This is a genomic window from Klebsiella sp. I138, from assembly GCF_051131765.1.
In the GTDB taxonomy this organism is placed as follows: domain Bacteria; phylum Pseudomonadota; class Gammaproteobacteria; order Enterobacterales; family Enterobacteriaceae; genus Klebsiella.
The window spans coordinates 4,625,693-4,649,076 of sequence record NZ_CP180447.1 but is presented as its reverse complement, the minus strand read 5'-3'; the positions used below and the strand labels follow the sequence as shown (position 1 = coordinate 4,649,076).

Here is a 23,384-nt window from a genome sequence, read left to right as displayed (position 1 = left end):
AAACAGCTTCGGCGTTGTAAGGTTAAGCCTCACGGTTCATTAGTATCGGTTAGCTCAACGTATCGCTACGCTTACACACCCGACCTATCAACGTCGTAGTCTTCAACGTTCCTTCAGGACTCTCAAGGAGTCAGGGAGAACTCATCTCGGGGCAAGTTTCGTGCTTAGATGCTTTCAGCACTTATCTTTTCCGCATTTAGCTACCGGGCAATGCCATTGGCATGACAACCCGAACACCAGTGATGCGTCCACTCCGGTCCTCTCGTACTAGGAGCAGCCCCCTCAATTCTCCAGCGCCCACGGCAGATAGGGACCGAACTGTCTCACGACGTTCTAAACCCAGCTCGCGTACCACTTTAAATGGCGAACAGCCATACCCTTGGGACCTACTTCAGCCCCAGGATGTGATGAGCCGACATCGAGGTGCCAAACACCGCCGTCGATATGAACTCTTGGGCGGTATCAGCCTGTTATCCCCGGAGTACCTTTTATCCGTTGAGCGATGGCCCTTCCATTCAGAACCACCGGATCACTATGACCTGCTTTCGCACCTGCTCGCGCCGTCACGCTCGCAGTCAAGCTAGCTTATGCCATTGCACTAACCTCCTGATGTCCGACCAGGATTAGCTAACCTTCGTGCTCCTCCGTTACTCTTTAGGAGGAGACCGCCCCAGTCAAACTACCCACCAGACACTGTCCGCAACCCGGATCACGGGTCTACGTTAGAACATCAAACATTAAAGGGTGGTATTTCAAGGTTGGCTCCATGCAGACTGGCGTCCACACTTCAAAGCCTCCCACCTATCCTACACATCAAGGCTCAATGTTCAGTGTCAAGCTATAGTAAAGGTTCACGGGGTCTTTCCGTCTTGCCGCGGGTACACTGCATCTTCACAGCGAGTTCAATTTCACTGAGTCTCGGGTGGAGACAGCCTGGCCATCATTACGCCATTCGTGCAGGTCGGAACTTACCCGACAAGGAATTTCGCTACCTTAGGACCGTTATAGTTACGGCCGCCGTTTACCGGGGCTTCGATCAAGAGCTTCTCCTTACGGATAACCCCATCAATTAACCTTCCGGCACCGGGCAGGCGTCACACCGTATACGTCCACTTTCGTGTTTGCACAGTGCTGTGTTTTTAATAAACAGTTGCAGCCAGCTGGTATCTTCGACTGATTTCAGCTCCGTGAGCAAGTCACTTCACCTACCATCAGCGTGCCTTCTCCCGAAGTTACGGCACCATTTTGCCTAGTTCCTTCACCCGAGTTCTCTCAAGCGCCTTGGTATTCTCTACCTGACCACCTGTGTCGGTTTGGGGTACGATTTGATGTTACCTGATGCTTAGAGGCTTTTCCTGGAAGCAGGGCATTTGTTACTTCAGCACCGTAGTGCCTCGTCATCACACCTCAGCGTTTAATAAGCGTCCGGATTTACCTAAACGCTCCGCCTACATGCTTAAACCGGGACAACCGTCGCCCGGCTAACATAGCCTTCTCCGTCCCCCTTCGCAGTAACACCGAGTACAGGAATATTAACCTGTTTCCCATCGACTACGCCTTTCGGCCTCGCCTTAGGGGTCGACTCACCCTGCCCCGATTAACGTTGGACAGGAACCCTTGGTCTTCCGGCGAGCGGGCTTTTCACCCGCTTTATCGTTACTTATGTCAGCATTCGCACTTCTGATACCTCCAGCAACCCTCACAGGCCACCTTCAACGGCTTACAGAACGCTCCCCTACCCAACAACGCATAAGCGTCGCTGCCGCAGCTTCGGTGCATGGTTTAGCCCCGTTACATCTTCCGCGCAGGCCGACTCGACCAGTGAGCTATTACGCTTTCTTTAAATGATGGCTGCTTCTAAGCCAACATCCTGGCTGTCTGTGCCTTCCCACATCGTTTCCCACTTAACCATGACTTTGGGACCTTAGCTGGCGGTCTGGGTTGTTTCCCTCTTCACGACGGACGTTAGCACCCGCCGTGTGTCTCCCGTGATAACATTCTTCGGTATTCGTAGTTTGCATCGGGTTGGTAAGTCGGGATGACCCCCTAGCCGAAACAGTGCTCTACCCCCGAAGATGAGTTCACGAGGCGCTACCTAAATAGCTTTCGGGGAGAACCAGCTATCTCCCGGTTTGATTGGCCTTTCACCCCCAGCCACAAGTCATCCGCTAATTTTTCAACATTAGTCGGTTCGGTCCTCCAGTTAGTGTTACCCAACCTTCAACCTGCCCATGGCTAGATCACCGGGTTTCGGGTCTATACCCTGCAACTTAACGCCCAGTTAAGACTCGGTTTCCCTGCGGCTCCCCTATACGGTTAACCTTGCTACAGAATATAAGTCGCTGACCCATTATACAAAAGGTACGCAGTCACCCCATAAAGAGGCTCCCACTGCTTGTACGTACACGGTTTCAGGTTCTTTTTCACTCCCCTCGCCGGGGTTCTTTTCGCCTTTCCCTCACGGTACTGGTTCACTATCGGTCAGTCAGGAGTATTTAGCCTTGGAGGATGGTCCCCCCATATTCAGACAGGATACCACGTGTCCCGCCCTACTCTTCGAACTCACAGAATATGCATTTTAGTGTACGGGAGTATCACCCTGTACCCTGCGACTTTCCAGACGCTTCCACTAACACACAAACTGATTCAGGTTCTGGGCTGCTCCCCGTTCGCTCGCCGCTACTGGGGGAATCTCGGTTGATTTCTTTTCCTCGGGGTACTTAGATGTTTCAGTTCCCCCGGTTCGCTTCGTTAAGCTATGTATTCACTTAACGATAGTGTGACGAATCACACTGGGTTTCCCCATTCGGAAATCGCCGGTTATAACGGTTCATATCACCTTACCGACGCTTATCGCAGATTAGCACGTCCTTCATCGCCTCTGACTGCCAGGGCATCCACCGTGTACGCTTAGTCGCTTAACCTCACAACCCGAAACTGTTTCGTAAAACAGCTCGCATTGCGAAAATTTGAGAGACTCGAACACACCATTTTTCCTTTCTTATTACGGAGAAAGGAAACAGTGTGTCGTTTCAATTTTCAGCTTGATCCAGATTTTTAAAGAGCAAAATTTCACAATGCACTTCTCAGTACATTTTGAAATTTTTTATTCATCAGACAATCTGTGTGGACACTACAAAGGCAGGTTCTTTCAGGTAAGGAGGTGATCCAACCGCAGGTTCCCCTACGGTTACCTTGTTACGACTTCACCCCAGTCATGAATCACAAAGTGGTAAGCGCCCTCCCGAAGGTTAAGCTACCTACTTCTTTTGCAACCCACTCCCATGGTGTGACGGGCGGTGTGTACAAGGCCCGGGAACGTATTCACCGTGGCATTCTGATCCACGATTACTAGCGATTCCGACTTCACGGAGTCGAGTTGCAGACTCCGATCCGGACTACGACATACTTTATGAGGTCCGCTTGCTCTCGCGAGGTCGCTTCTCTTTGTATATGCCATTGTAGCACGTGTGTAGCCCTACTCGTAAGGGCCATGATGACTTGACGTCATCCCCACCTTCCTCCAGTTTATCACTGGCAGTCTCCTTTGAGTTCCCGGCCGAACCGCTGGCAACAAAGGATAAGGGTTGCGCTCGTTGCGGGACTTAACCCAACATTTCACAACACGAGCTGACGACAGCCATGCAGCACCTGTCTCACGGTTCCCGAAGGCACTAAAGCATCTCTGCTAAATTCCGTGGATGTCAAGAGTAGGTAAGGTTCTTCGCGTTGCATCGAATTAAACCACATGCTCCACCGCTTGTGCGGGCCCCCGTCAATTCATTTGAGTTTTAACCTTGCGGCCGTACTCCCCAGGCGGTCGACTTAACGCGTTAGCTCCGGAAGCCACTCCTCAAGGGAACAACCTCCAAGTCGACATCGTTTACAGCGTGGACTACCAGGGTATCTAATCCTGTTTGCTCCCCACGCTTTCGCACCTGAGCGTCAGTCTTTGTCCAGGGGGCCGCCTTCGCCACCGGTATTCCTCCAGATCTCTACGCATTTCACCGCTACACCTGGAATTCTACCCCCCTCTACAAGACTCAAGCTTGCCAGTTTCAAATGCAGTTCCCAGGTTGAGCCCGGGGATTTCACATCTGACTTAACAAACCGCCTGCGTGCGCTTTACGCCCAGTAATTCCGATTAACGCTTGCACCCTCCGTATTACCGCGGCTGCTGGCACGGAGTTAGCCGGTGCTTCTTCTGCGAGTAACGTCAATCACCAAGGTTATTAACCTTAATGCCTTCCTCCTCGCTGAAAGTACTTTACAACCCGAAGGCCTTCTTCATACACGCGGCATGGCTGCATCAGGCTTGCGCCCATTGTGCAATATTCCCCACTGCTGCCTCCCGTAGGAGTCTGGACCGTGTCTCAGTTCCAGTGTGGCTGGTCATCCTCTCAGACCAGCTAGGGATCGTCGCCTAGGTGAGCCATTACCCCACCTACTAGCTAATCCCATCTGGGCACATCTGATGGCATGAGGCCCGAAGGTCCCCCACTTTGGTCTTTCGACGTTATGCGGTATTAGCTACCGTTTCCAGTAGTTATCCCCCTCCATCAGGCAGTTTCCCAGACATTACTCACCCGTCCGCCGCTCGTCACCCAGAGAGCAAGCTCTCCTGTGCTACCGCTCGACTTGCATGTGTTAGGCCTGCCGCCAGCGTTCAATCTGAGCCATGATCAAACTCTTCAATTTAAGTTTGATGCTCGTGAATTAAACTTCGTAATGAATTACGTGTTCACTCAGAGACTTGGTATTCATTTTTCGTCCGAGGACGTTAAGAATCCATGTCACTTTGAGTGCCCACACAGATTGTCTGATAAATTGTTAAAGAGCAGTGCGACGGCGCTGAGCGCTCTGTCGCGAGGTGGCGTATATTACGCTTTCCTCTTTCAGAGTCAACCCTTAAGTTCAGGATTTTTTCTCTTCCGACCCGGCTTACTCTGTGAAGTTGTTCACATGTGCCGTGTCAGTGGGAGCGCATTATAGGGATCCCATTTTATTGCACAAGTCTTTTATCGATCTTTTTTTCCAAGTGATGTTTTTTCACCCTTTTCGCGGCGTTCTTGTCCAGTTTGCTCAATTTTCACCACAATAAGGGGTTGCAGGTGGCAGGAAAAGCCACCAAAGTCTTCATACAACCCAGATTTATTGAGGTAATCATGTCCGCTAATTTACGTCCTTATAAAGATTTATCCCCACAAACCGGCCTGCGAGTGATGATCGATGTCACCAGTGTGGCAATCGGTGATGTCAGAATGGCTGATGACGTTAGTATCTGGCCGCTGGTTGCAATTCGCGGTGATGTTAACTACGTGGCAATCGGTGCTCGCACTAACATTCAGGATGGTAGTGTGCTGCATGTCACCCACAAATCGGCCTCTAATCCGCAAGGTAACCCTCTCATTATTGGTGAAGATGTCACAGTCGGTCACAAGGTCATGCTGCATGGCTGCACCATTGGCAATCGGGTACTGGTGGGGATGGGCTCAATTTTGCTGGACGGCGTGGTAATAGAAGACGATGTCATGATTGGCGCGGGTAGCCTGGTGCCGCAAAACAAACGACTGGAAAGTGGCTATCTCTATTTTGGCAATCCGGTGAAGCAGATCCGCCCCCTGACGGAGGCGGAACGCGCGGGTTTACTCTATTCAGCAAACAACTATGTGAAATGGAAAGACGATTATCTGGCTCAGGAAAACCAAACCCAGCCCTGATCGTCTTCCTGCTGCTCGCGGATCAATTCATCAGCCTCTTCTTCCAGATCCCAGCGATGCACACGAAACGCAGCCAGCCACTGTTCCGGCGCTTCACCACCGAAGCGCTGTTTTAACGTCACACCTCTGATCGCACAAGTAAGCTGCATACCATTCACCAGCACCGGAAAGGTGACACATTGCCGGTTGGTATCCCACTCCTCCCTGTCAGGAAACTGAATGGCCTGATTCACGTATTCAGTTCCTTATGCAAGGCCTGGATAACCGGAGCAATATCCGGCAGGACGCCATGCCACAGCAGTACCGCGTGGGCGGCCTGCGCCACCAGCATACCCAGCCCATCCGCATACATTTTCGCACCATGCTCCTGGCACCAGCGCAAAAACGGCGTGCAACCCTTCTGGTAAAACATGTCATAGCAATAGACGTGCGCATTAATTAACGATGCGGGAATCGCCGGCACTTCACCGCTGAGGCCGCTGGACGTGGCATTAATAATGAGGTCAAACTCATGGTCAGCCAGTGATTCCATCTTAAGTGCGCAGACACTTCCGGTATGTGCAAACAGCGTAGCCAATTCATGCGCACGGGAAAAAGTACGGTTGACAATAGTGACTGCACAATCCAGTGACAGCAGTGGTAGCAAGACACCGCGCGATGCGCCGCCAGCTCCGATGAGCAATACCCGATAACCCGGTCTAATAAAACCCAGCCTCTCCAGATCGCTCAACAGCCCTATTCCGTCGGTGTTGTCCCCCAGCAAACGTCCGTCATCCAACCTTTTTAGGGTATTCACCGCCCCCGCTAAAGCCGCTCGTTCAGTTAACTCATCCGCGCGAGCAAACGCCTCTTCCTTGAACGGAACGGTTACATTAGCCCCTTTCCCCCCATCAGCAAAAAAAGCATCAAGGGTACGGATAAACCCGTCCAGCGGGGCAAGGACTCGCCCATACGGATGTGCAATCTGCAGCTGCTGTGCAAAGAGCTGATGAATAGAGGGGGACTTGCTATGAGCAATCGGATTGCCGAAGACTGCGTAGGTTTCCATCACTTACCCCTGGCGAAAGAGTTCGCCCGTCAGGGCATCACGAATTTCAGACGGATTCTGGCGACCGCCCGTATCACCGTCCACTACCGGGAAACTGGCGCCAAACTGGGCCAGAACCTCGTCCGTGGTGCGACAAGGCGGCTGACCAGATAAATTCGCACTGGTTGACACCAGCGGTTTACCATAAGCCTCGCACAGTTCGACTACTAGCGGATGATCGCTAACGCGTACCGCCAGGGAATCAAAACGCCCGGTCAACCAGCGCGGTGTGGTAGTACGAGCCGGAAAGACAAAAGTTACCGGTCCCGGCCAGCAGGAGAAGATAGCCGCTCGCTGCTTATCATTAAGCTGCGAATCATCAATATAGGGAATTAGCTGTTCGTAGCTGGCTGCGATTAGGATAAGCCCCTTCTCAACGGGGCGCTGTTTAAGTGCCAGCAGGCGCATAACCGCCGTTTCACTGTCAGGATCGCAGCCTACGCCGAAAACAGCTTCTGTTGGATAGGCGATGACATGTTCATTATGCAGAACCGCCACGGCATGGGCGACGGTTTCGGAGTGCAGGTTATTATTCACTGATTTGTTCCGCCGGGATCGGCTTTCCACATTGTTTACTGGCACAAAAGCGTTTTACGCCCTGCGCCGTTTTCTTTTCGATTAATAGCGGATAGTGGCATTCAGGACATTCACCCGCTACCGGTTTGAAGTTAATAACGAACTGGCAATCGGGGTAACGATCGCAGGAATGAAAGGTTTTGCCGAAACGAGAGCGGCGCTGGACCAGCTGTCCTTGCCCACACTGCGGGCAGGAAATAGCTGTTTCATCAGGTTTATCGATGGTTTCAGTATGTTCGCATTCCGGATAACGGCTGCAACCAATAAACATACCGAAGCGCCCCTGGCGCAACACCATGACGGCACCGCACGACGGACACTCCTGACCCTCCAGTACCTTGACGATATGTCCGTCCGCCTGATTTTTCAGAGGACGGACATAGTCACAGTCCGGATAATGTGAGCAGCCGAGAAACGGCCCGTGTTTCCCGGAGCGAATTACCAGTTCAGCCCCGCATTGCGGGCAGGGCTCATTTTTACGCACCGAAAACAGTGCTGATTTGGTCATAACAACTCGATGTTGCCGCAAAAAGATTAATGCAGCATACCTTCATTTACTTCGAAGAGTAATTCTTCCATTTGTTGATAGGCATTTTCGCAGCCCGGAATATTAAACAGCACCATCAGGATCACCCATTTCAGGTCTTCCAGATCGAACTCTGCTGTATCCAGCGCCAGCACGCGCTCTATCACCATTTCTCGCGTTTCGAGGTTCAACACCTGAATCTGCTCGAGGAATAATAAAAAACCTCGGCAACTGGCATCCAGACGCTGGCACTCTTCTTCGGTATAAATCCGCAAAGAGAGCGGGTCAGAAGCAAGCTGCATGGGTGCAACGAGACCTTCCTGATAATCAGCCAGTTTCTCGAGCCACATCAGCGCGTTATAGATATCTTCCCGATCGAACCCTGCATCAGTCAGGTCACGGGTCAGTTTATCCTGATCCACGCGCATTTCTGCTTCGTTTTGGATGTAAGTCTCAAACAAATACATGAGTACGTCGAACATGGCTTGCCCTCCTTAATCGGACATAGCCGCCGGGTACAGCTGCGATCCAGCCTGCTAACTCCAGTTCAAGTAGCTGAGCTACGGTCACTGGCACAGATTGGCCGGCACGTTCAGCGACAACGTCAACAGGTGTTACCTCATCTCCTACGTTAGCCAGGAGCTCTGGAAATGGCAATGCCACGGGAGGTGGATCCATGCAATTATTTATATTGTCAGGCACATCCGTGAGCCATCGTAGCTCCTGCTGGCAATATTCAACGATATCTTCTGCTGAAGTCACGGGGATAGCGCCTTGCTTGATGAGCCAATGTGGACCTTCCGAGCCGGGATTGCCCACCGGTCCAGGCAGGGCAAAGACTTCTCGTCCTTGATCCAATGCACAACGAACGGTCACCAGAGAGCCGCTTTTCAAGGCAGCTTCAATCACCAGCACACCGATACTGAGCCCGCTGATAATGCGATTTCTCCGGGGAAAGTTTCCCGGCAGCGGAGAGGCGGAGAGAGGAAACTCAGACAACAACGCCCCCCCACTACCCACGATCTGCTGTGCTAATTCGCTATGTCGACGTGGATAAATCGTAGCTAATCCGTTGCCGAGAACGCCGACAGTCTTCCCGTTCGCCTCAAGTGCCCCGCGATGAGCGACGCCATCAATGCCAATCGCCAGACCACTGGTGATGGTCATACCATAACCCGCCAGGATTTCACTGAACTGTCGCCCCCAGCGAGCACCGTACCAGGAATGCGAACGGCTACCGATAACGGCCAATTGCAAGCTGCTCAGCACGGCCAAATTACCATTCACCAAAAGAGCACCAGGATAGTCAACAATTGCTCGTAGCTGAGGTGGGTAGTCAGGACGATCGACCGACAGCAGGTGGTGCCCAGGCTGTTCCAGCCATAACAGCGTAGACTCAAGCTCTTGCTGGCTAAAGGACAAAAATTGCTTTGATTGAGCCTCGCTCAAACCGCAGGTACGTAATGCTTCGCCATCAAGCACAGGGGCTCCACACATCATCCGGGCAGCCATCACCATGCTGTCACCATAAAGGTTGTTTACCTTCATCAAGCGCAGCCAGATCTCTGTAGGCGCCATCCTCACCCTCTGCCATAAGTGGCTTTGACAATCTTTGCGATTGGACAGCGAGACTGTCAATTACGGGGGGTTTTGTCTAGAATAGAGCTAATAATCTTATCAACTCCTGAATACGACTCTGGATCTTTATGGCAGTTTTGCAAGTGTTACATATCCCGGACGAGCGCCTTCGCAAAGTCGCTGAACCGGTAAAAGAAGTTAATGCGGAAATTCAACGTATCGTCGATGATATGTTCGAGACGATGTACGCTGAAGAAGGTATTGGTCTGGCCGCCACACAGGTGGATATTCATCAGCGCATTATCGTTATCGATGTTTCAGAAAACCGTGATGGGCAACTGGTGCTCATCAACCCAGAGCTGCTGGAAAAAAACGGTGAAACGGGCATCGAAGAGGGATGCTTGTCTATCCCGGAACAACGCGCACTGGTACCACGTGCTGAAACCGTGAAGGTTCGCGCTTTGAATCGTGAGGGCAAGCCGTTCGAACTGGAAGCTGACGGCCTGTTGGCAATCTGTATCCAGCATGAAATGGATCACCTGGTAGGCAAGCTGTTTATCGATTATCTGTCGCCGCTGAAACAACAGCGTATTCGCCAGAAAGTTGAAAAAATGGATCGTTTGCGTACGCGTGCCTGAGGACAAGGACTAACGTGTCACAATCACTACGTATTATTTTTGCAGGAACCCCCGATTTTGCAGCGCGTCATCTTGATGCGCTGCTGTCGTCTGAGCATCAGGTTGTTGGCGTATTTACGCAGCCCGACCGTCCTGCTGGTCGCGGCAAAAAATTGATGCCAGGCCCGGTAAAAGTTCTCGCGGAAGCTCACAATCTGCCGGTTTTCCAGCCTGTATCCCTGCGCCCGCAGGAAAATCAACAGCTGGTTTCCTCTCTGAATGCCGATGTCATGGTCGTTGTGGCCTATGGACTGATTCTGCCTAAAGCAGTTCTGGACATGCCGCGACTGGGCTGTATCAACGTCCACGGCTCTTTGTTACCGCGCTGGCGCGGGGCTGCACCTATTCAGCGTTCACTTTGGGCGGGTGATGCCGAAACCGGCGTAACCATTATGCAAATGGATGTTGGCCTGGATACGGGAGACATGCTGTATAAGCTCTCCTGCCCGATCACCGCGCAAGATACCAGTGCCAGTCTGTATGACAAGCTGGCAGAACTCGGCCCACAGGGGTTGCTGGAAACGTTAACTCAGATAGCAAACGATGCCACTCACCCGGAAGTCCAGGATGAGGCGTTAGTGACTTACGCTGAGAAGCTCAGTAAAGAAGAAGCCCGTATTGACTGGTCTCTTTCCGCTGTACAGCTTGAACGCTGCATCCGTGCATTCAACCCGTGGCCCATGAGTTGGCTCGAAATTGATGAACAACCGGTGAAAGTCTGGCAAGCATCAGTCTTTGCTGAAACCAGTAGTGCTGAACCTGGCACAATTATCGCCGCAGGAAAGCAAGGTATTCAGGTCGCAACCGGCAATGGCATCCTGAATCTGGAGTCGCTGCAACCCGCAGGTAAAAAAGCGATGAGCGCCCAGGACTTGCTAAATTCTCGCCGGGAATGGTTTATCCCCGGTAACCGTCTCTCCTGACGGTAGTCACTTCTCAGGCCCGGGTTTACCGGGCATTTTTATTTTGCGGTTATGAAAAAAAATCTAAATTTACGCAGTCTGGCGGCGCAGGCCGTTGAGCAAGTTGTCGAACAAGGCCAGTCATTAAGCAACGTTCTGCCACCGTTACAGCAAAAGGTCGGGGAAAAGGACAAAGCGCTGCTGCAAGAGCTGTGCTTTGGTGTCCTGCGCACCCTCAGCCAGTTGGATTGGCTGGTCAGCAAACTGATGGCTCGCCCGATGACAGGCAAACAGCGCACCGTTCACTATTTGATTATGGTGGGGTTTTATCAGCTGCTATATACCCGCATTCCGGCCCATGCAGCTCTGGCGGAAACGGTTGAAGGTGCGGTAGCAATCAAGCGCCCGCAGCTGAAAGGCCTTATTAACGGGGTTTTACGCCAGTTCCAGCGCCAGCAGGAAACGTTACTGGCTGAGTTTGCCCAAAGCGAGAGCCGTTTTCTTCACCCGGCATGGCTGCTCAAGCGTTTGCAAAAATCCTGGCCGCAGCAATGGCAGGCTATTGCCGATGCTAATAACCAACGTCCGCCCATGTGGCTGCGCGTAAACCGCAATCATCATTCACGCGATGAGTGGCTCGCGCTTCTGGAAGAGGCAGGGCTGCAAGGCTTTGCTCACCCTGACTATCCTGATGCGGTGCGCCTGGCAACGCCGGCCCCCGTACAAGCATTACCGGGGTTCGACCAGGGCTGGGTTACGGTCCAGGATGCTTCTGCCCAGGGCTGTATGCGCTATTTGACACCGGAGAACGGTGAGAGAATCCTGGATCTGTGTGCCGCTCCAGGGGGTAAAACGACGCATATCCTGGAAGTTGCTCCGCAGGCCAGCGTTTTAGCCGTTGATATTGACGAACAGCGTCTGTCCCGCGTCTACGAAAACCTGAAGCGGCTTGGAATGAAAGCGCAGGTCAAACAGGGTGATGGCCGCTATCCTGCTCAGTGGTGCGAAGATCAGCAGTTCGATCGCATTCTTCTCGATGCCCCCTGCTCGGCAACGGGCGTCATTCGTCGTCATCCGGATATCAAATGGCTACGCCGCGACCGTGATATAGCCGAGCTGGCCCAGCTGCAGGCAGAGATTCTCGATGCCATCTGGGCTCACCTGAAACCCGGTGGGATATTGGTCTATGCGACCTGCTCAATTCTTCCGGAAGAGAATAGCCAGCAAATTGCCGCATTCCTGAAGCGTACACCGGACGCAGAACTTAGCGTCACCGGTACACCTGAGCAACCGGGCGTGCAAAATTTGCCTGGTGCGGAAGAGGGTGACGGGTTCTTTTACGCTAAGCTGATCAAACATCGGAAATAATGGATCACTGCTGATGAAGATTATTATTCTGGGCGCCGGTCAGGTTGGCGGAACTCTCGCGGAAAACCTCGTCGGAGAGAACAACGACATCACCTTAGTCGACACCAATGGTGACCGCCTGCGCAGCCTGCAGGATAAATTCGACCTTCGCGTTGTCCAGGGGCATGGTTCCCACCCCCGAGTGCTGCGTGAAGCCGGTGCCGATGATGCCGATATGCTGGTTGCCGTAACCAGTTCAGATGAAACTAATATGGTGGCCTGCCAGGTCGCCTATTCTCTGTTCAATACGCCTAATCGTATTGCGCGTATCCGTTCTCCGGATTACGTACGTGATGCTGAAAAACTGTTTCACTCTGAAGCGGTGCCAATTGACCACCTGATCGCCCCTGAACAGTTAGTTATCGACAATATCTATCGGCTTATTGAATATCCTGGTGCACTTCAGGTTGTTAATTTTGCCGAGGGGAAAGTCAGCCTCGCGGTTGTGAAAGCTTACTATGGCGGCCCACTGGTGGGTAACGCACTCTCGACAATGCGCGAACACATGCCGCATATCGATACCCGCGTCGCTGCCATTTTCCGTCACGACAGACCCATTCGTCCGCAGGGCTCAACGATTGTTGAGGCCGGTGATGAGGTCTTCTTTATTGCCGCTTCACAGCATATTCGTGCCGTCATGAGTGAGCTACAGCGCCTGGAGAAGCCCTATAAGCGCATCATGCTGGTTGGCGGCGGAAATATCGGTGCTGGTCTTGCGCGTCGTCTCGAAAAAGATTACAGCGTTAAGCTTATTGAGCGCGATCAGCAGCGCGCTGCCGAACTTGCTGAGAAACTACAGAATACTATCGTCTTCTATGGCGATGCATCAGATCAGGAGTTGCTGGCAGAAGAACATATCGATCAGGTCGATCTCTTTATCGCCGTCACCAACGATGATGAAGCTAACATTATGTCCGCAATGCTGGCCAAACGAATGGGTGCCAAGAAAGTCATGGTCTTGATCCAGCGGAAAGCGTACGTCGATCTGGTGCAGGGCAGCGTTATCGATATTGCGATATCGCCGCAGCAGGCCACGATTTCTGCCCTGCTGAGTCATGTCCGTAAGGCTGATATTGTTGGCGTATCCTCACTACGCCGCGGCGTTGCGGAGGCCATCGAAGCCGTTGCTCACGGTGATGAAAGCACCTCCCGCGTGGTGGGGCGTTCGATCGATGAGATCAAGCTACCGCCCGGCACGATCATTGGTGCAGTCGTACGTGGCAATGACGTCATGATCGCTAATAATAATCTGCGTATTGAACAGGGCGATCACGTCATTATGTTTCTGACTGACAAAAAATTTATATCTGACGTCGAGCGTCTCTTCCAGCCCAGTCCCTTCTTCCTTTAATTGCAACGGGCGCCAATATGGCGCCCGTTTTTATTATCCTTTATTTTTCAGTGGATAATATTTTTTAGCAATTATTCAACAGCAATGGCAAATGAAAATACATTTGATAAACTTATCACTGTTAGTGGGCTCAAGGAGAATAAAATGAGTATTTTAAAAGAGTTTCGCGATTTCGCGATGCGCGGGAATGTTGTTGATTTAGCAGTGGGTGTCATCATTGGTGCGGCATTCGGTAAAATTGTATCGTCTCTGGTTGCCGACATTATTATGCCGCCGTTGGGCTTACTGATTGGCGGTATTGATTTTAAATCATTCGCCGTCACGTTACGTGATGCGCAGGGTGATATCCCGGCAGTCGTGATGCATTACGGTGTATTCATCCAGAATGTCTTCGATTTCGTGATCGTAGCCTTTGCCATTTTCATGGCGATTAAGCTGATGAACAACCTGAATCGCAAAAAGGAAGAAGCGCCTGCTGCGCCACCGGCTCCAACGAAAGAAGAAGTATTGTTAAGTGAGATTCGCGATCTGCTGAAAGAACAGAATAACCGTTCTTAATCAGGCAACAGAAAGCAGAAGGCCAGTGGTAAAAAAGTGATTCACTCTTTTGCCACTGGCCTCCCGGTCATTTCGTCCTGCATGTTTATCTTTACGTTGGTAACTGCCTTTTCCCTTCCGATTTTTCTCAACTCTCTGTCTGAATAACGGGTCGTGCAACAGCGCCTCGATGGCATTATCTTTAATTTGCCCTTTTGTATGCTGGTAGCGGCTCATAACAACTCCTGATTGTGAATAAGATCGGCGCGAGTGTAGATCCGCGCAATGAAAAAATCAATGTCCCCCCGTAGCGCTGCTGGCCCCCTGCTCTAGCGCTTCAAGAATAGAGCAGTACACACTGCTATGAGCAGTGCCGCAGCAGGCATCATTGAGCCGCTGTAGTGAGCGACGCATGGTCTGCAACTCTTTAATACGGGCCTCAACTTCGCTCAATCGTGCCTGCACGATACCTTTAGATTCCTGGCAGGTATGATGCTCTGGATCGACACGGATCGACAGTAATTCGCGAATCGCTTCAAGTGTGAACCCCAGGTGCCGGGCATAGCGAATAAAACGTAGCCGCTGGAGATCATTGTCGGTATAAAGACGAAATCCACCTTCAGTCCGTACGTCATGAGCCATCATCTGCTGCTTTTCATAGTAGCGAATAGTATCTGGCGTGACATCAGCAAGTTTTGCGAGTTCACCAATGCGGTACATGTTTACTCCTCATCAATCTTGTTCTGAAGCCTGTCTGCATATTCACCGCGTAAAAAATCGGTGTTCAACCCGGCCTGGCGTAACTTCAGCTCAAGCAAAGCGAGTCGGCGACTGAGTTCTGCATACTGCGGATCGTCCGGGCGGACCGCTTTTAATAAATCGACCAGAACAACGGCTTCTCTTCGCTGCTCAAGTTCAGGAGGCAAACAGCCAGCGTTTTTGAGTAAGCGGTAGCCAGCACGTAATTCAGGCGGGACATGCAGATCGTCATCCAAAGTCAGCGGCTCTCCCCGGCCAGGAAGATTATCAAATTCGCCTTTGGTTTGTGCGTCAAGGATATGGCGTTCTGCCCACTGATCCAGTAACCACATCATACGGCTCCGGGATGAACAAAAAGAATACAGACATTGTAGTGAAGCAGTCATAACGAGGATATAAAAAAACCCGCCGAGGCGGGTTTTTTTACGTTACTACAGATTACTCTGCAGCAGCTTCTGCTTTCAGCTCAGCACGATCAACCAGCTCGATGTATGCCATCGGCGCGTTGTCGCCTGCACGGAAGCCACACTTCAGAATGCGAGTGTAACCACCGGCACGGCTCGCGAAACGCGGGCCCAGCTCGTTAAACAGTTTTGCCACGATCTCGTTATCACGAGTACGGGCGAATGCCAGACGACGATTAGCAACGCTATCAGTCTTGGCAAGAGTAATCAGCGGCTCAACTACGCGACGCAGTTCTTTCGCTTTCGGCAGGGTCGTCTTGATGATTTCATGACGAACCAGCGAACCAGCCATGTTACGGAACATAGCCTGGCGATGGCTGCTGTTGCGGTTCAGTTGACGACCACTCTTACGATGGCGCATGACCTTATCCTTCTCAGTAAAACCTTAACCTGTGATCCGGTTACTCGTCAGCAATGCTTGCCGGTGGCCAGTTTTCCAGGCGCATGCCCAGAGAAAGACCACGTGAAGCCAGCACGTCTTTAATCTCAGTAAGAGATTTTTTACCCAGGTTCGGCGTTTTCAGCAACTCAACCTCGGTACGCTGTACCAGATCACCGATATAGTGGATAGCTTCTGCCTTGAGGCAGTTAGCAGAGCGGACAGTCAATTCGAGATCGTCAACAGGGCGCAGCAGGATCGGATCGAATTCTGGTTTCTCTTCTTTCACTTCCGGCTGACGTACATCACGTAAGTCAACGAAAGCTTCAAGTTGTTCTGCCAGGATGGTTGCCGCACGACGAATCGCCTCTTCAGGATCGATTGTGCCGTTGGTTTCCATTTCGATGACCAGCTTGTCCAGGTCGGTACGCTGTTCTACACGCGCTGCTTCAACATTGTAGGCAATACGCTCTACTGGGCTGTAGCATGCGTCGACCAGCAGACGGCCGATTGGGCGCTCATCTTCTTCCGAATGAATTCGGGCAGAAGCCGGCACATAACCGCGACCGCGCTGAACTTTGATACGCATGCTAATAGCAGCGTTCTCATCGGTCAGGTGGCAGATCACATGTTGCGGCTTGACGATTTCGACATCACCGTCATGGGTAATGTCGGCTGCGGTCACAGGGCCAATGCCAGATTTATTCAAAGTAAGGATGACTTCATCTTTACCCTGAACTCTCACCGCAAGCCCTTTCAGGTTGAGCAGGATTTCAAGGATATCTTCCTGAACGCCTTCTTTGGTGCTGTACTCGTGCAGTACACCATCAATCTCAACCTCTGTCACCGCGCAACCCGGCATCGATGAGAGCAGAATACGGCGCAGTGCGTTACCCAGAGTATGGCCAAAGCCACGCTCTAAAGGCTCAAGGGTCACCTTGGCGTGCGTCGAACTCACTTGCTCGATATCGACCAGGCGCGGTTTTAGAAACTCTGTCACAGAACCCTGCATTGTGTCCTCTCTTTGGTACTAAGCTTTACTTGGAGTAAAGCTCGACGATCAGGTGTTCGTTAATGTCCGCAGACAGATCAGAACGTTCCGGCTGACGCTTGAACGTACCTTCCATCTTGCCAGCATCAACTTCCAGCCAGGTTGGCTTTTCACGCTGCTCAGCCAGCTCCAGAGCGGCTTTCACGCGAGATTGCTTTTTCGCTTTCTCACGAATGCTAACAACGTCGTTCGCTTTAACCTGATAAGAAGCAATGTTAACAACACGACCGTTTACCATGATAGCTTTGTGGCTAACCAGCTGACGTGATTCAGCACGAGTTGCGCCGAAGCCCATACGGTATACAACGTTGTCCAGACGACCTTCCAGCAGAGCCAACAGGTTTTCACCGGTGTTGCCTTTCAGACGAGCTGCTTCTTTATAGTAGTTACGGAACTGACGCTCCAGCACACCGTACATACGGCGAACTTTTTGCTTTTCACGCAACTGCACACCATAGTCAGACAGACGCGGTTTACGCGCACCGTGCTGGCCAGGAGCTTGTTCAATTTTACACTTGGTATCGATCGCGCGAACGCCAGACTTAAGGAATAAGTCGGTGCCCTCACGACGGCTCAGCTTGAGCTTAGGACCCAAATATCTTGCCATTTTCTTTCTCCAACAATCCTAGAAACGAGCGCGTTATACGCGACGTTTTTTCGGCGGACGACAACCGTTATGAGGGATCGGAGTCACATCAGTAATATTAGTGATGCGGAAACCAGCGGCGTTCAGAGCACGAATGGTAGATTCGCGACCCGGACCCGGACCTTTGACCATAACTTCCAGATTCTTGATGCCGTATTCTTTTACGGCTTCAGCGCAACGCTCTGCTGCAACCTGAGCTGCAAACGGAGTGGATTTGCGAGAACCACGGAAACCGGAACCACCGGCTGTTGCCCAACCCAGCGCGTTACCCTGACGATCAGTAATGGTAACGATGGTGTTGTTAAAAGAAGCATGGACATGAGCCACGCCATCAGAGACTTGTTTTCTTACACGCTTACGTGCACGAACTGGTGCCTTTGCCATTATTCAATCACCCCGATTATTTCTTGATCGGTTTACGCGGACCCTTGCGGGTACGTGCGTTGGTCTTAGTACGCTGACCGCGAACCGGAAGACCACGACGATGGCGTAAACCACGATAGCAACCAAGGTCCATCAGACGCTTGATGCTCAGGGTGATTTCACGGCGCAGATCACCTTCAACGACAAATTTACCAACTGCTTCACGCAGTAATTCAATTTGTTCTTCAGACAGCTCACTGATCTTAACATTTTCAGCGATACCCGTGTCAGCACAGATGGCTTTAGAGCGGGTCTTGCCGATACCGAAAATAGCAGTTAATGCAATTACGGTATGTTTCTGATCAGGAATGTTAATGCCTGCTATACGGGCCACTATGCACTCCTACTATTTAATATGTACGCACCATGCTGAAAAGCCCGTTTTCAGGATACTCAAATGGAAACGCACAGACATACAAAAGATTGGCTGGCTAATCTAGCCAGCTCAATCCAACTTTGCAAGAAAAATATGCAAAAATCAGCCTTGGCGCTGTTTATGCTTTGGCTCGGCACTGCAAATCACACGGATGACGCCATCACGTTTAACGATTTTGCAGTTACGGCATAATTTCTTGACGGAAGCACGAACTTTCATTTTTACTCTCCGTAACTTCTCGGGCGACCAGTTATCGGCCGTAGCCTTTCAGGTTCGCCTTCTTCAATGCAGACTCGTACTGACTTGACATCATCAGAGTTTGCACTTGAGCCATAAAGTCCATAATCACAACGACAACAATAAGCAGCGAGGTCCCACCGAAGTAGAACGGCACTTTCATTGCATCACGCATGAACTCCGGGATCAGGCAGATAAAGGTAATGTATAACGCACCGACCAGAGTCAGACGAGTCATTACTTTATCAATATACTTCGCCGTTTGCTCTCCCGGACGAATTCCTGGTACAAATGCACCGGACTTCTTCAGGTTATCTGCTGTTTCACGCGGGTTGAAAACCAACGCCGTGTAGAAGAAACAGAAGAAGATGATTGCAGACGCATAGAGTAACACATAAAGCGGTTGCCCAGGCTGCAAATACAGCGAAATTGTTGTCAGCCAGTTCCAACCGGTACCGCCCCCGAACCATGACGCGATGGTCGCAGGGAACAGAATAATACTGGAAGCGAAGATTGCCGGGATAACCCCTGCCATATTCACTTTCAGCGGTAAATGTGTGCTCTGTGCAGCATAGACACGACGACCTTGTTGACGCTTCGCGTAGTTCACCACAATGCGGCGTTGACCACGTTCAACGAATACAACAAAGAAGGTCACGGCAAATACTAATACTGCAACCAACAGCAACAGGAGGAAGTGCAGGTCGCCTTGACGCGCTTGCTCGATAGTATGGGCGATGGCTGGCGGGAGACCCGCAACGATACCAGCGAAGATAATGATCGAAATACCGTTACCGATACCACGTTCAGTTATCTGTTCGCCGAGCCACATCAGGAACATAGTCCCTGTGACCAGACTTACAACAGCGGTGAAATAGAATGCAAAGCCCGGATTCATCACCAGGCCCTGCATACCAGGCATATTCGGTAGACCGGTAGCAATACCGATCGACTGGAATATCGCCAGCACCAGAGTACCGTAGCGGGTGTACTGGCTGATCTTACGACGACCAGACTCCCCTTCTTTCTTCATTTCCGCTAACGGCTGATAAACAACCGTCAACAGTTGGACAATAATCGATGCCGAAATATACGGCATGATACCCAAAGCAAAGATAGAAGCACGGCTGAGAGCACCACCAGAGAACATGTTAAACATTTCAATGATGGTGCCTCGCTGTTGCTCAAGCAGTTTGGCAAGTACAGCGGCATCAATACCAGGGATCGGAATAAAAGAACCAATACGGAACACAATCAGCGCACCGATAACAAACAAAAGTCTGCGTTTCAGTTCGCCAAGTCCACCTTTGGCACTTTGAAAATCTAATCCCGGTTGCTTAGCCATCTGCTACTTATTCCTCAATTTTACCGCCAGCAGCTTCGATAGCAGCACGAGCACCTTTAGTCACACGCAGGCCACGAACAGTTACCGGACGAGCTACTTCACCAGACAGGATCACTTTCGCGAACTCAATCTGAATACCGATAATGTTAGCCGCTTTCAGCGTGTTCAGGTCGACTACATCGCCTTCTACGTGAGCCAGATCAGACAGACGAACTTCTGCAGTGATCATCGCTTTACGAGAAGTGAAGCCGAACTTCGGCAGACGACGGTACAGAGGCATCTGACCACCCTCGAAACCGCGACGTACGCCACCGCCAGAACGAGAGTTCTGACCTTTGTGACCACGACCACCGGTTTTACCGAGGCCAGAACCGATACCACGACCAAGGCGTTTACCCGCCTTTTTGGAGCCTTCGGCCGGAGACAGAGTATTTAAACGCATCTCTTACTCCTCAACTTTAACCATGAAGGAAACCGCGTTGACCATACCACGAACAGCAGGAGTATCCTCGCGTTCTACGGTGTGACCAATACGACGCAGACCCAGGCCAAGCAGCGTTGCCTTGTGTTTCGGCAGACGACCGATTGCACTGCGGGTTTGAGTAATTTTAATAGTCTTTGCCATGGTTTATTTCCCCAGAATTTCTTCAACGGATTTACCACGCTTGGCAGCGACCATTTCTGGAGAATTCATATTTTCCAGGCCATCAATAGTTGCACGAACCACGTTGATCGGGTTGGTGGAACCATATGCTTTAGCCAGAACGTTATGAACTCCAGCAACTTCCAGAACGGCGCGCATTGCACCACCGGCGATGATACCGGTACCTTCGGAAGCTGGCTGCATGAATACACGAGAACCCGTGTGAACACCTTTAACCGGGTGCTGCAGGGTGCCGTGGTTCAGCGCGACGTTAATCATATTGCGACGGGCTTTTTCCATCGCTTTCTGGATCGCTGCTGGAACTTCACGCGCTTTACCGTAACCAAAACCTACGCGGCCATTACCATCACCAACAACAGTCAGAGCTGTGAAGGAGAAAATACGACCACCTTTAACGGTTTTAGATACGCGGTTAACCGCGATCAGCTTTTCCTGCAGTTCGCCAGCTTGTTTTTCGATGTGAGCCATCTTACACCTCTACCTTAGAACTGAAGGCCAGCTTCACGGGCAGCATCTGCCAGTGCCTGGACACGACCATGATATTGGAACCCGGAACGGTCAAAGGAAACATCTTTGATGCCTTTTTCCAGAGCGCGTTCAGCAACAGCTTTACCCACAGCTGCAGCCGCGTCTTTGTTACCGGTGTACTTCAGTTGTTCAGCGATAGCTTTTTCTACAGTAGAAGCAGCTACCAGAACTTCAGAACCGTTCGGTGCAATTACCTGTGCGTAAATATGACGCGGGGTACGATGTACCACCAGGCGAGTTGCACCCAGCTCCTGGAGCTTGCGGCGTGCGCGGGTCGCACGACGGATACGAGCAGATTTCTTATCCATAGTGTTACCTTACTTCTTCTTAGCCTCTTTGGTACGCACGACTTCGTCGGCGTAACGAACACCCTTGCCTTTGTAAGGCTCAGGACGACGGTAGGCGCGCAGATCTGCTGCAACCTGACCGATCACCTGCTTATCAGCGCCTTTCAGCACGATTTCAGTTTGAGTCGGACATTCTGCAGTGATTCCGGCCGGCAGCTTGTGTTCAACAGGATGAGAGAAACCTAAAGCCAGGTTTACTACATCCCCTTTAACTGCTGCACGATAACCTACACCAACCAGCTGAAGCTTTTTAGTGAAGCCTTCGGTAACACCGATTACTACTGAGTTAAGCAGGGCACGCGCGGTACCAGCCTGAGCCCAACCGTCAGCGAAACCATCACGCGGACCGAAAGTCAGTGCATTATCTGCATGTTTAACTTCAACAGCATCGTTGAGAGTACGAGTCAGCTCGCCATTCTTACCTTTGATCGTAATAACCTGACCGTTGATTTTAACGTCAACGCCGGCAGGAATAACGACCGGTGCTTTAGCAACACGAGACATTGTTTCCTCCGATTAGGCTACGTAGCAGATAATTTCGCCACCAAGACCAGCTTGGCGCGCTGCACGATCAGTCATAACACCTTTAGAGGTAGAAATAACTGCGATACCCAGACCTGCCATAACTTTCGGCAGCTCGTCTTTGCGCTTATAAATGCGCAGACCTGGGCGGCTGACACGCTGAATGCTTTCTACAACAGCTTTACCCTGGAAATACTTAAGAGTCAGTTCCAGTTCCGGCTTGATGTCGCCTTCAACTTTAAAATCTTCAATAAAGCCTTCTTCCTTCAGCACGTTGGCAATTGCCACTTTCAGCTTGGAGGAAGGCATGGTGACCGCAGCTTTATTCGCGGCCTGACCGTTACGGATACGGGTCAGCATATCCGCGATCGGATCTTGCATGCTCATCTGTCTTTACTCCCGTGATTCAATTGGTGACAATTACCAGCTAGCCTTTTTCAGACCCGGGATTTCACCGCGCATTGCGGCTTCACGGACCTTGATACGGCTCAACCCGAACTTCCGCAGGAAACCATGCGGACGACCTGTTTGACGGCAGCGGTTACGCTGACGAGACGGGCTGGAATCACGCGGCAGAGTCTGCAGCTTGAGAACAGCATTCCAACGATCTTCGTCGGTTGCGTTCACATCAGAGATGATAGCTTTCAGTTCAGCGCGTTTAGCGAAGAATTTATCAGCTAAAGCCACGCGCTTTACTTCGCGTGCTTTCATTGATTGCTTAGCCATTAAGTAACCCTACCTTACTTGCGGAACGGGAAGTCAAAGGCAGCCAGCAGAGCGCGGCCTTCTTCATCAGATTTCGCAGTAGTGGTAATGGTAATATCCAAACCACGAACGCGGTCGACTTTATCGTAGTCGATTTCTGGGAAGATGATCTGCTCACGGACACCCATGCTGTAGTTACCACGACCATCGAATGACTTAGCGGACAAGCCACGGAAGTCACGGATACGCGGTACAGCAATAGTGATCAGGCGCTCAAAGAACTCCCACATGCGTTCGCCACGCAGAGTTACTTTACAGCCGATCGGATAGCCCTGACGGATTTTGAAGCCTGCAACTGATTTGCGTGCTTTGGTGATCAACGGCTTTTGACCGGAGATTGCTGTCAGATCTGCTGCTGCGTTATCCAGCAGTTTCTTGTCAGCGATCGCTTCACCAACACCCATGTTCAGGGTGATCTTCTCGACCCGAGGGACTTGCATGACAGAATTGTAGTTAAACTCGGTCATGAGTTTATTAACTACTTCGTCTTTGTAGTAATCATGCAGTTTCGCCATCG

The 23,384-nt window shown here is 51.3% G+C and carries 30 protein-coding genes and 2 rRNA genes; 6 read left to right on the top strand and 26 right to left on the bottom strand.

All coding sequences use genetic code 11. The features are described from left to right. Window positions 1–18 precede the first annotated feature (18 nt). Window positions 19–2,924, bottom strand: a 23S ribosomal RNA gene (locus ACMYSK_RS21740). 232 nt (window positions 2,925–3,156) lie between these two features. Then, a 16S ribosomal RNA gene (locus ACMYSK_RS21735) occupies window positions 3,157–4,698 on the bottom strand. Together the 16S and 23S rRNA genes form the textbook arrangement of a ribosomal RNA operon. Window positions 4,699–5,165: 467 nt before the next feature. Between ACMYSK_RS21735 and ACMYSK_RS21730 the strand changes: the two genes are divergently transcribed. Next, window positions 5,166–5,720 (top strand): gamma carbonic anhydrase family protein, encoded by a 555-nt coding sequence (locus tag ACMYSK_RS21730; protein ID WP_434638460.1) that lies wholly within the window; start codon window positions 5,166–5,168, stop codon window positions 5,718–5,720. Here ACMYSK_RS21730 and ACMYSK_RS21725 read toward each other — a convergent pair. From ACMYSK_RS21725 to dprA, 6 genes are read right to left on the bottom strand one after another with little or no spacing between them, the layout of a single operon-like run. Continuing rightward, window positions 5,696–5,953: a DUF1488 domain-containing protein gene (locus tag ACMYSK_RS21725; RefSeq protein WP_434638459.1), complete on the bottom strand. Its 258-nt coding sequence runs from the start codon at window positions 5,951–5,953 to the stop codon at window positions 5,696–5,698. The genes ACMYSK_RS21730 and ACMYSK_RS21725 overlap by 25 nt on opposite strands. Next, entirely contained in the window at window positions 5,950–6,768 is an 819-nt protein-coding gene (gene aroE, locus ACMYSK_RS21720; RefSeq protein WP_434638458.1) for a shikimate dehydrogenase, read from the bottom strand. The genes ACMYSK_RS21725 and aroE overlap by 4 nt, the downstream gene beginning before the upstream one ends. A 3-nt stretch (window positions 6,769–6,771) precedes the next feature. Continuing rightward, window positions 6,772–7,344: an L-threonylcarbamoyladenylate synthase type 1 TsaC gene (tsaC, locus tag ACMYSK_RS21715; RefSeq protein WP_434638457.1), complete on the bottom strand. Its 573-nt coding sequence runs from the start codon at window positions 7,342–7,344 to the stop codon at window positions 6,772–6,774. Then, entirely contained in the window at window positions 7,337–7,891 is a 555-nt protein-coding gene (locus ACMYSK_RS21710) for a DNA topoisomerase family protein (protein WP_100686336.1), read from the bottom strand. Before ACMYSK_RS21710 ends, tsaC begins: the two co-directional genes overlap by 8 nt. A 26-nt stretch (window positions 7,892–7,917) precedes the next feature. Then, a complete protein-coding gene (gene smg, locus ACMYSK_RS21705; protein WP_434638456.1) occupies window positions 7,918–8,391 on the bottom strand; it encodes a DUF494 family protein Smg in 474 nt (157 codons plus the stop codon). Beyond that, a complete protein-coding gene (dprA, locus tag ACMYSK_RS21700; RefSeq protein ID WP_434638455.1) occupies window positions 8,363–9,487 on the bottom strand; it encodes a DNA-protecting protein DprA in 1,125 nt (374 codons plus the stop codon). The genes smg and dprA overlap by 29 nt, the downstream gene beginning before the upstream one ends. 128 nt (window positions 9,488–9,615) lie before the next feature. On the opposite strand from dprA, the gene def reads away from it, so the two are divergent. The 5 genes from def (at window position 9,616) to mscL (ending at window position 14,382) form a co-directional block, all read left to right on the top strand. Further along, window positions 9,616–10,125 carry a peptide deformylase gene (gene def, locus ACMYSK_RS21695; RefSeq protein WP_434638454.1) on the top strand — a complete coding sequence of 170 codons (510 nt, stop codon included), beginning with the start codon at window positions 9,616–9,618 and terminating at the stop codon, window positions 10,123–10,125. A 14-nt stretch (window positions 10,126–10,139) separates the two neighbouring features. Next, window positions 10,140–11,087, top strand: a complete 948-nt coding sequence (gene fmt / locus ACMYSK_RS21690; protein ID WP_434638453.1) for a methionyl-tRNA formyltransferase — start codon at window positions 10,140–10,142, stop codon at window positions 11,085–11,087. A 51-nt stretch (window positions 11,088–11,138) separates the two neighbouring features. After that, the gene (rsmB, locus tag ACMYSK_RS21685) at window positions 11,139–12,434 is read left to right on the top strand and encodes a 16S rRNA (cytosine(967)-C(5))-methyltransferase RsmB (protein ID WP_434638452.1); all 1,296 of its coding nucleotides are present in this window, start codon (window positions 11,139–11,141) and stop codon (window positions 12,432–12,434) included. A 13-nt stretch (window positions 12,435–12,447) separates the two neighbouring features. Beyond that, entirely contained in the window at window positions 12,448–13,824 is a 1,377-nt protein-coding gene (gene trkA / locus ACMYSK_RS21680; RefSeq protein ID WP_032690486.1) for a Trk system potassium transporter TrkA, read from the top strand. A 144-nt stretch (window positions 13,825–13,968) separates the two neighbouring features. After that, complete coding sequence (mscL, locus tag ACMYSK_RS21675) at window positions 13,969–14,382, top strand: large-conductance mechanosensitive channel protein MscL (protein WP_041142958.1); 414 nt, start codon at window positions 13,969–13,971, stop codon at window positions 14,380–14,382. Here mscL and ACMYSK_RS21670 read toward each other — a convergent pair whose 3' ends face one another. The 18 genes from ACMYSK_RS21670 to rplE form a co-directional block, all read right to left on the bottom strand. Further along, on the bottom strand, window positions 14,383–14,598 hold the full coding sequence (locus tag ACMYSK_RS21670) for an alternative ribosome-rescue factor A (protein ID WP_434638451.1): 216 nt from the start codon (window positions 14,596–14,598) through the stop codon (window positions 14,383–14,385). Window positions 14,599–14,655: 57 nt separating this feature from the next. Further along, window positions 14,656–15,081 (bottom strand): Zn(2+)-responsive transcriptional regulator, encoded by a 426-nt coding sequence (gene zntR / locus ACMYSK_RS21665; protein ID WP_434638450.1) that lies wholly within the window; start codon window positions 15,079–15,081, stop codon window positions 14,656–14,658. A gap of 2 nt (window positions 15,082–15,083) precedes the next feature. Next, window positions 15,084–15,452 carry a DUF1992 domain-containing protein gene (locus ACMYSK_RS21660; RefSeq protein WP_434644274.1) on the bottom strand — a complete coding sequence of 123 codons (369 nt, stop codon included), beginning with the start codon at window positions 15,450–15,452 and terminating at the stop codon, window positions 15,084–15,086. Window positions 15,453–15,558: 106 nt separating this feature from the next. Next, window positions 15,559–15,945, bottom strand: coding sequence for a 50S ribosomal protein L17 (gene rplQ, locus ACMYSK_RS21655; RefSeq protein ID WP_004868344.1), 387 nt, complete (start codon window positions 15,943–15,945; stop codon window positions 15,559–15,561). Between the two features lie 40 nt (window positions 15,946–15,985). Then, window positions 15,986–16,975, bottom strand: coding sequence for a DNA-directed RNA polymerase subunit alpha (locus ACMYSK_RS21650; protein WP_002919219.1), 990 nt, complete (start codon window positions 16,973–16,975; stop codon window positions 15,986–15,988). 25 nt (window positions 16,976–17,000) lie between these two features. Continuing rightward, window positions 17,001–17,621, bottom strand: coding sequence for a 30S ribosomal protein S4 (gene rpsD / locus ACMYSK_RS21645; RefSeq protein WP_004868345.1), 621 nt, complete (start codon window positions 17,619–17,621; stop codon window positions 17,001–17,003). A gap of 33 nt (window positions 17,622–17,654) precedes the next feature. Next, entirely contained in the window at window positions 17,655–18,044 is a 390-nt protein-coding gene (gene rpsK / locus ACMYSK_RS21640; RefSeq protein ID WP_004138423.1) for a 30S ribosomal protein S11, read from the bottom strand. 16 nt (window positions 18,045–18,060) lie between these two features. Continuing rightward, window positions 18,061–18,417: a 30S ribosomal protein S13 gene (gene rpsM / locus ACMYSK_RS21635; protein ID WP_434638449.1), complete on the bottom strand. Its 357-nt coding sequence runs from the start codon at window positions 18,415–18,417 to the stop codon at window positions 18,061–18,063. Window positions 18,418–18,561: 144 nt separating this feature from the next. Beyond that, the gene (gene rpmJ / locus ACMYSK_RS21630; protein WP_000868187.1) at window positions 18,562–18,678 is read right to left on the bottom strand and encodes a 50S ribosomal protein L36; all 117 of its coding nucleotides are present in this window, start codon (window positions 18,676–18,678) and stop codon (window positions 18,562–18,564) included. A 31-nt stretch (window positions 18,679–18,709) separates the two neighbouring features. Further along, entirely contained in the window at window positions 18,710–20,041 is a 1,332-nt protein-coding gene (gene secY / locus ACMYSK_RS21625; RefSeq protein WP_041142963.1) for a preprotein translocase subunit SecY, read from the bottom strand. A gap of 7 nt (window positions 20,042–20,048) precedes the next feature. Then, window positions 20,049–20,483 carry a 50S ribosomal protein L15 gene (rplO, locus tag ACMYSK_RS21620; RefSeq protein ID WP_004868352.1) on the bottom strand — a complete coding sequence of 145 codons (435 nt, stop codon included), beginning with the start codon at window positions 20,481–20,483 and terminating at the stop codon, window positions 20,049–20,051. 3 nt (window positions 20,484–20,486) lie between these two features. Continuing rightward, window positions 20,487–20,666: a 50S ribosomal protein L30 gene (gene rpmD, locus ACMYSK_RS21615; protein WP_001140434.1), complete on the bottom strand. Its 180-nt coding sequence runs from the start codon at window positions 20,664–20,666 to the stop codon at window positions 20,487–20,489. Window positions 20,667–20,669: 3 nt separating this feature from the next. Beyond that, window positions 20,670–21,173 carry a 30S ribosomal protein S5 gene (rpsE, locus tag ACMYSK_RS21610; RefSeq protein WP_004106339.1) on the bottom strand — a complete coding sequence of 168 codons (504 nt, stop codon included), beginning with the start codon at window positions 21,171–21,173 and terminating at the stop codon, window positions 20,670–20,672. A 14-nt stretch (window positions 21,174–21,187) separates the two neighbouring features. Then, window positions 21,188–21,541 carry a 50S ribosomal protein L18 gene (rplR, locus tag ACMYSK_RS21605; protein WP_000358960.1) on the bottom strand — a complete coding sequence of 118 codons (354 nt, stop codon included), beginning with the start codon at window positions 21,539–21,541 and terminating at the stop codon, window positions 21,188–21,190. Between the two features lie 9 nt (window positions 21,542–21,550). Next, complete coding sequence (gene rplF / locus ACMYSK_RS21600) at window positions 21,551–22,084, bottom strand: 50S ribosomal protein L6 (RefSeq protein WP_004868354.1); 534 nt, start codon at window positions 22,082–22,084, stop codon at window positions 21,551–21,553. Between the two features lie 12 nt (window positions 22,085–22,096). Then, the gene (gene rpsH / locus ACMYSK_RS21595) at window positions 22,097–22,489 is read right to left on the bottom strand and encodes a 30S ribosomal protein S8 (protein WP_004106343.1); all 393 of its coding nucleotides are present in this window, start codon (window positions 22,487–22,489) and stop codon (window positions 22,097–22,099) included. Between the two features lie 33 nt (window positions 22,490–22,522). After that, a complete protein-coding gene (gene rpsN / locus ACMYSK_RS21590; RefSeq protein ID WP_002919667.1) occupies window positions 22,523–22,828 on the bottom strand; it encodes a 30S ribosomal protein S14 in 306 nt (101 codons plus the stop codon). Between the two features lie 14 nt (window positions 22,829–22,842). Beyond that, the gene (rplE, locus tag ACMYSK_RS21585; RefSeq protein ID WP_001096206.1) at window positions 22,843–23,382 is read right to left on the bottom strand and encodes a 50S ribosomal protein L5; all 540 of its coding nucleotides are present in this window, start codon (window positions 23,380–23,382) and stop codon (window positions 22,843–22,845) included. Between the last annotated feature and the right edge of the window lie 2 nt (window positions 23,383–23,384).

What these genes read in the sequence shown, in the direction of transcription:
- ACMYSK_RS21730 (WP_434638460.1), top strand. Translation starts at nt 5,166, where the DNA reads ATGTCCGCTAATTTACGTCCTTATAAAGATTTATCCCCACAAACCGGC.
- aroE (WP_434638458.1), bottom strand. Translation starts at nt 6,768, where the DNA reads ATGGAAACCTACGCAGTCTTCGGCAATCCGATTGCTCATAGCAAGTCC.
- ACMYSK_RS21710 (WP_100686336.1), bottom strand. Translation starts at nt 7,891, where the DNA reads ATGACCAAATCAGCACTGTTTTCGGTGCGTAAAAATGAGCCCTGCCCG.
- smg (WP_434638456.1), bottom strand. Translation starts at nt 8,391, where the DNA reads ATGTTCGACGTACTCATGTATTTGTTTGAGACTTACATCCAAAACGAA.
- dprA (WP_434638455.1), bottom strand. Translation starts at nt 9,487, where the DNA reads ATGGCGCCTACAGAGATCTGGCTGCGCTTGATGAAGGTAAACAACCTT.
- def (WP_434638454.1), top strand. Translation starts at nt 9,616, where the DNA reads ATGGCAGTTTTGCAAGTGTTACATATCCCGGACGAGCGCCTTCGCAAA.
- rsmB (WP_434638452.1), top strand. Translation starts at nt 11,139, where the DNA reads ATGAAAAAAAATCTAAATTTACGCAGTCTGGCGGCGCAGGCCGTTGAG.
- trkA (WP_032690486.1), top strand. Translation starts at nt 12,448, where the DNA reads ATGAAGATTATTATTCTGGGCGCCGGTCAGGTTGGCGGAACTCTCGCG.
- mscL (WP_041142958.1), top strand. Translation starts at nt 13,969, where the DNA reads ATGAGTATTTTAAAAGAGTTTCGCGATTTCGCGATGCGCGGGAATGTT.
- ACMYSK_RS21670 (WP_434638451.1), bottom strand. Translation starts at nt 14,598, where the DNA reads ATGAGCCGCTACCAGCATACAAAAGGGCAAATTAAAGATAATGCCATC.
- zntR (WP_434638450.1), bottom strand. Translation starts at nt 15,081, where the DNA reads ATGTACCGCATTGGTGAACTCGCAAAACTTGCTGATGTCACGCCAGAT.
- ACMYSK_RS21660 (WP_434644274.1), bottom strand. Translation starts at nt 15,452, where the DNA reads ATGTGGTTACTGGATCAGTGGGCAGAACGCCATATCCTTGACGCACAA.
- rplQ (WP_004868344.1), bottom strand. Translation starts at nt 15,945, where the DNA reads ATGCGCCATCGTAAGAGTGGTCGTCAACTGAACCGCAACAGCAGCCAT.
- ACMYSK_RS21650 (WP_002919219.1), bottom strand. Translation starts at nt 16,975, where the DNA reads ATGCAGGGTTCTGTGACAGAGTTTCTAAAACCGCGCCTGGTCGATATC.
- rpsD (WP_004868345.1), bottom strand. Translation starts at nt 17,621, where the DNA reads ATGGCAAGATATTTGGGTCCTAAGCTCAAGCTGAGCCGTCGTGAGGGC.
- rpsK (WP_004138423.1), bottom strand. Translation starts at nt 18,044, where the DNA reads ATGGCAAAGGCACCAGTTCGTGCACGTAAGCGTGTAAGAAAACAAGTC.
- rpmJ (WP_000868187.1), bottom strand. Translation starts at nt 18,678, where the DNA reads ATGAAAGTTCGTGCTTCCGTCAAGAAATTATGCCGTAACTGCAAAATC.
- secY (WP_041142963.1), bottom strand. Translation starts at nt 20,041, where the DNA reads ATGGCTAAGCAACCGGGATTAGATTTTCAAAGTGCCAAAGGTGGACTT.
- rplO (WP_004868352.1), bottom strand. Translation starts at nt 20,483, where the DNA reads ATGCGTTTAAATACTCTGTCTCCGGCCGAAGGCTCCAAAAAGGCGGGT.
- rpmD (WP_001140434.1), bottom strand. Translation starts at nt 20,666, where the DNA reads ATGGCAAAGACTATTAAAATTACTCAAACCCGCAGTGCAATCGGTCGT.
- rpsE (WP_004106339.1), bottom strand. Translation starts at nt 21,173, where the DNA reads ATGGCTCACATCGAAAAACAAGCTGGCGAACTGCAGGAAAAGCTGATC.
- rplR (WP_000358960.1), bottom strand. Translation starts at nt 21,541, where the DNA reads ATGGATAAGAAATCTGCTCGTATCCGTCGTGCGACCCGCGCACGCCGC.
- rplF (WP_004868354.1), bottom strand. Translation starts at nt 22,084, where the DNA reads ATGTCTCGTGTTGCTAAAGCACCGGTCGTTATTCCTGCCGGCGTTGAC.
- rpsH (WP_004106343.1), bottom strand. Translation starts at nt 22,489, where the DNA reads ATGAGCATGCAAGATCCGATCGCGGATATGCTGACCCGTATCCGTAAC.
- rpsN (WP_002919667.1), bottom strand. Translation starts at nt 22,828, where the DNA reads ATGGCTAAGCAATCAATGAAAGCACGCGAAGTAAAGCGCGTGGCTTTA.
- rplE (WP_001096206.1), bottom strand. Translation starts at nt 23,382, where the DNA reads ATGGCGAAACTGCATGATTACTACAAAGACGAAGTAGTTAATAAACTC.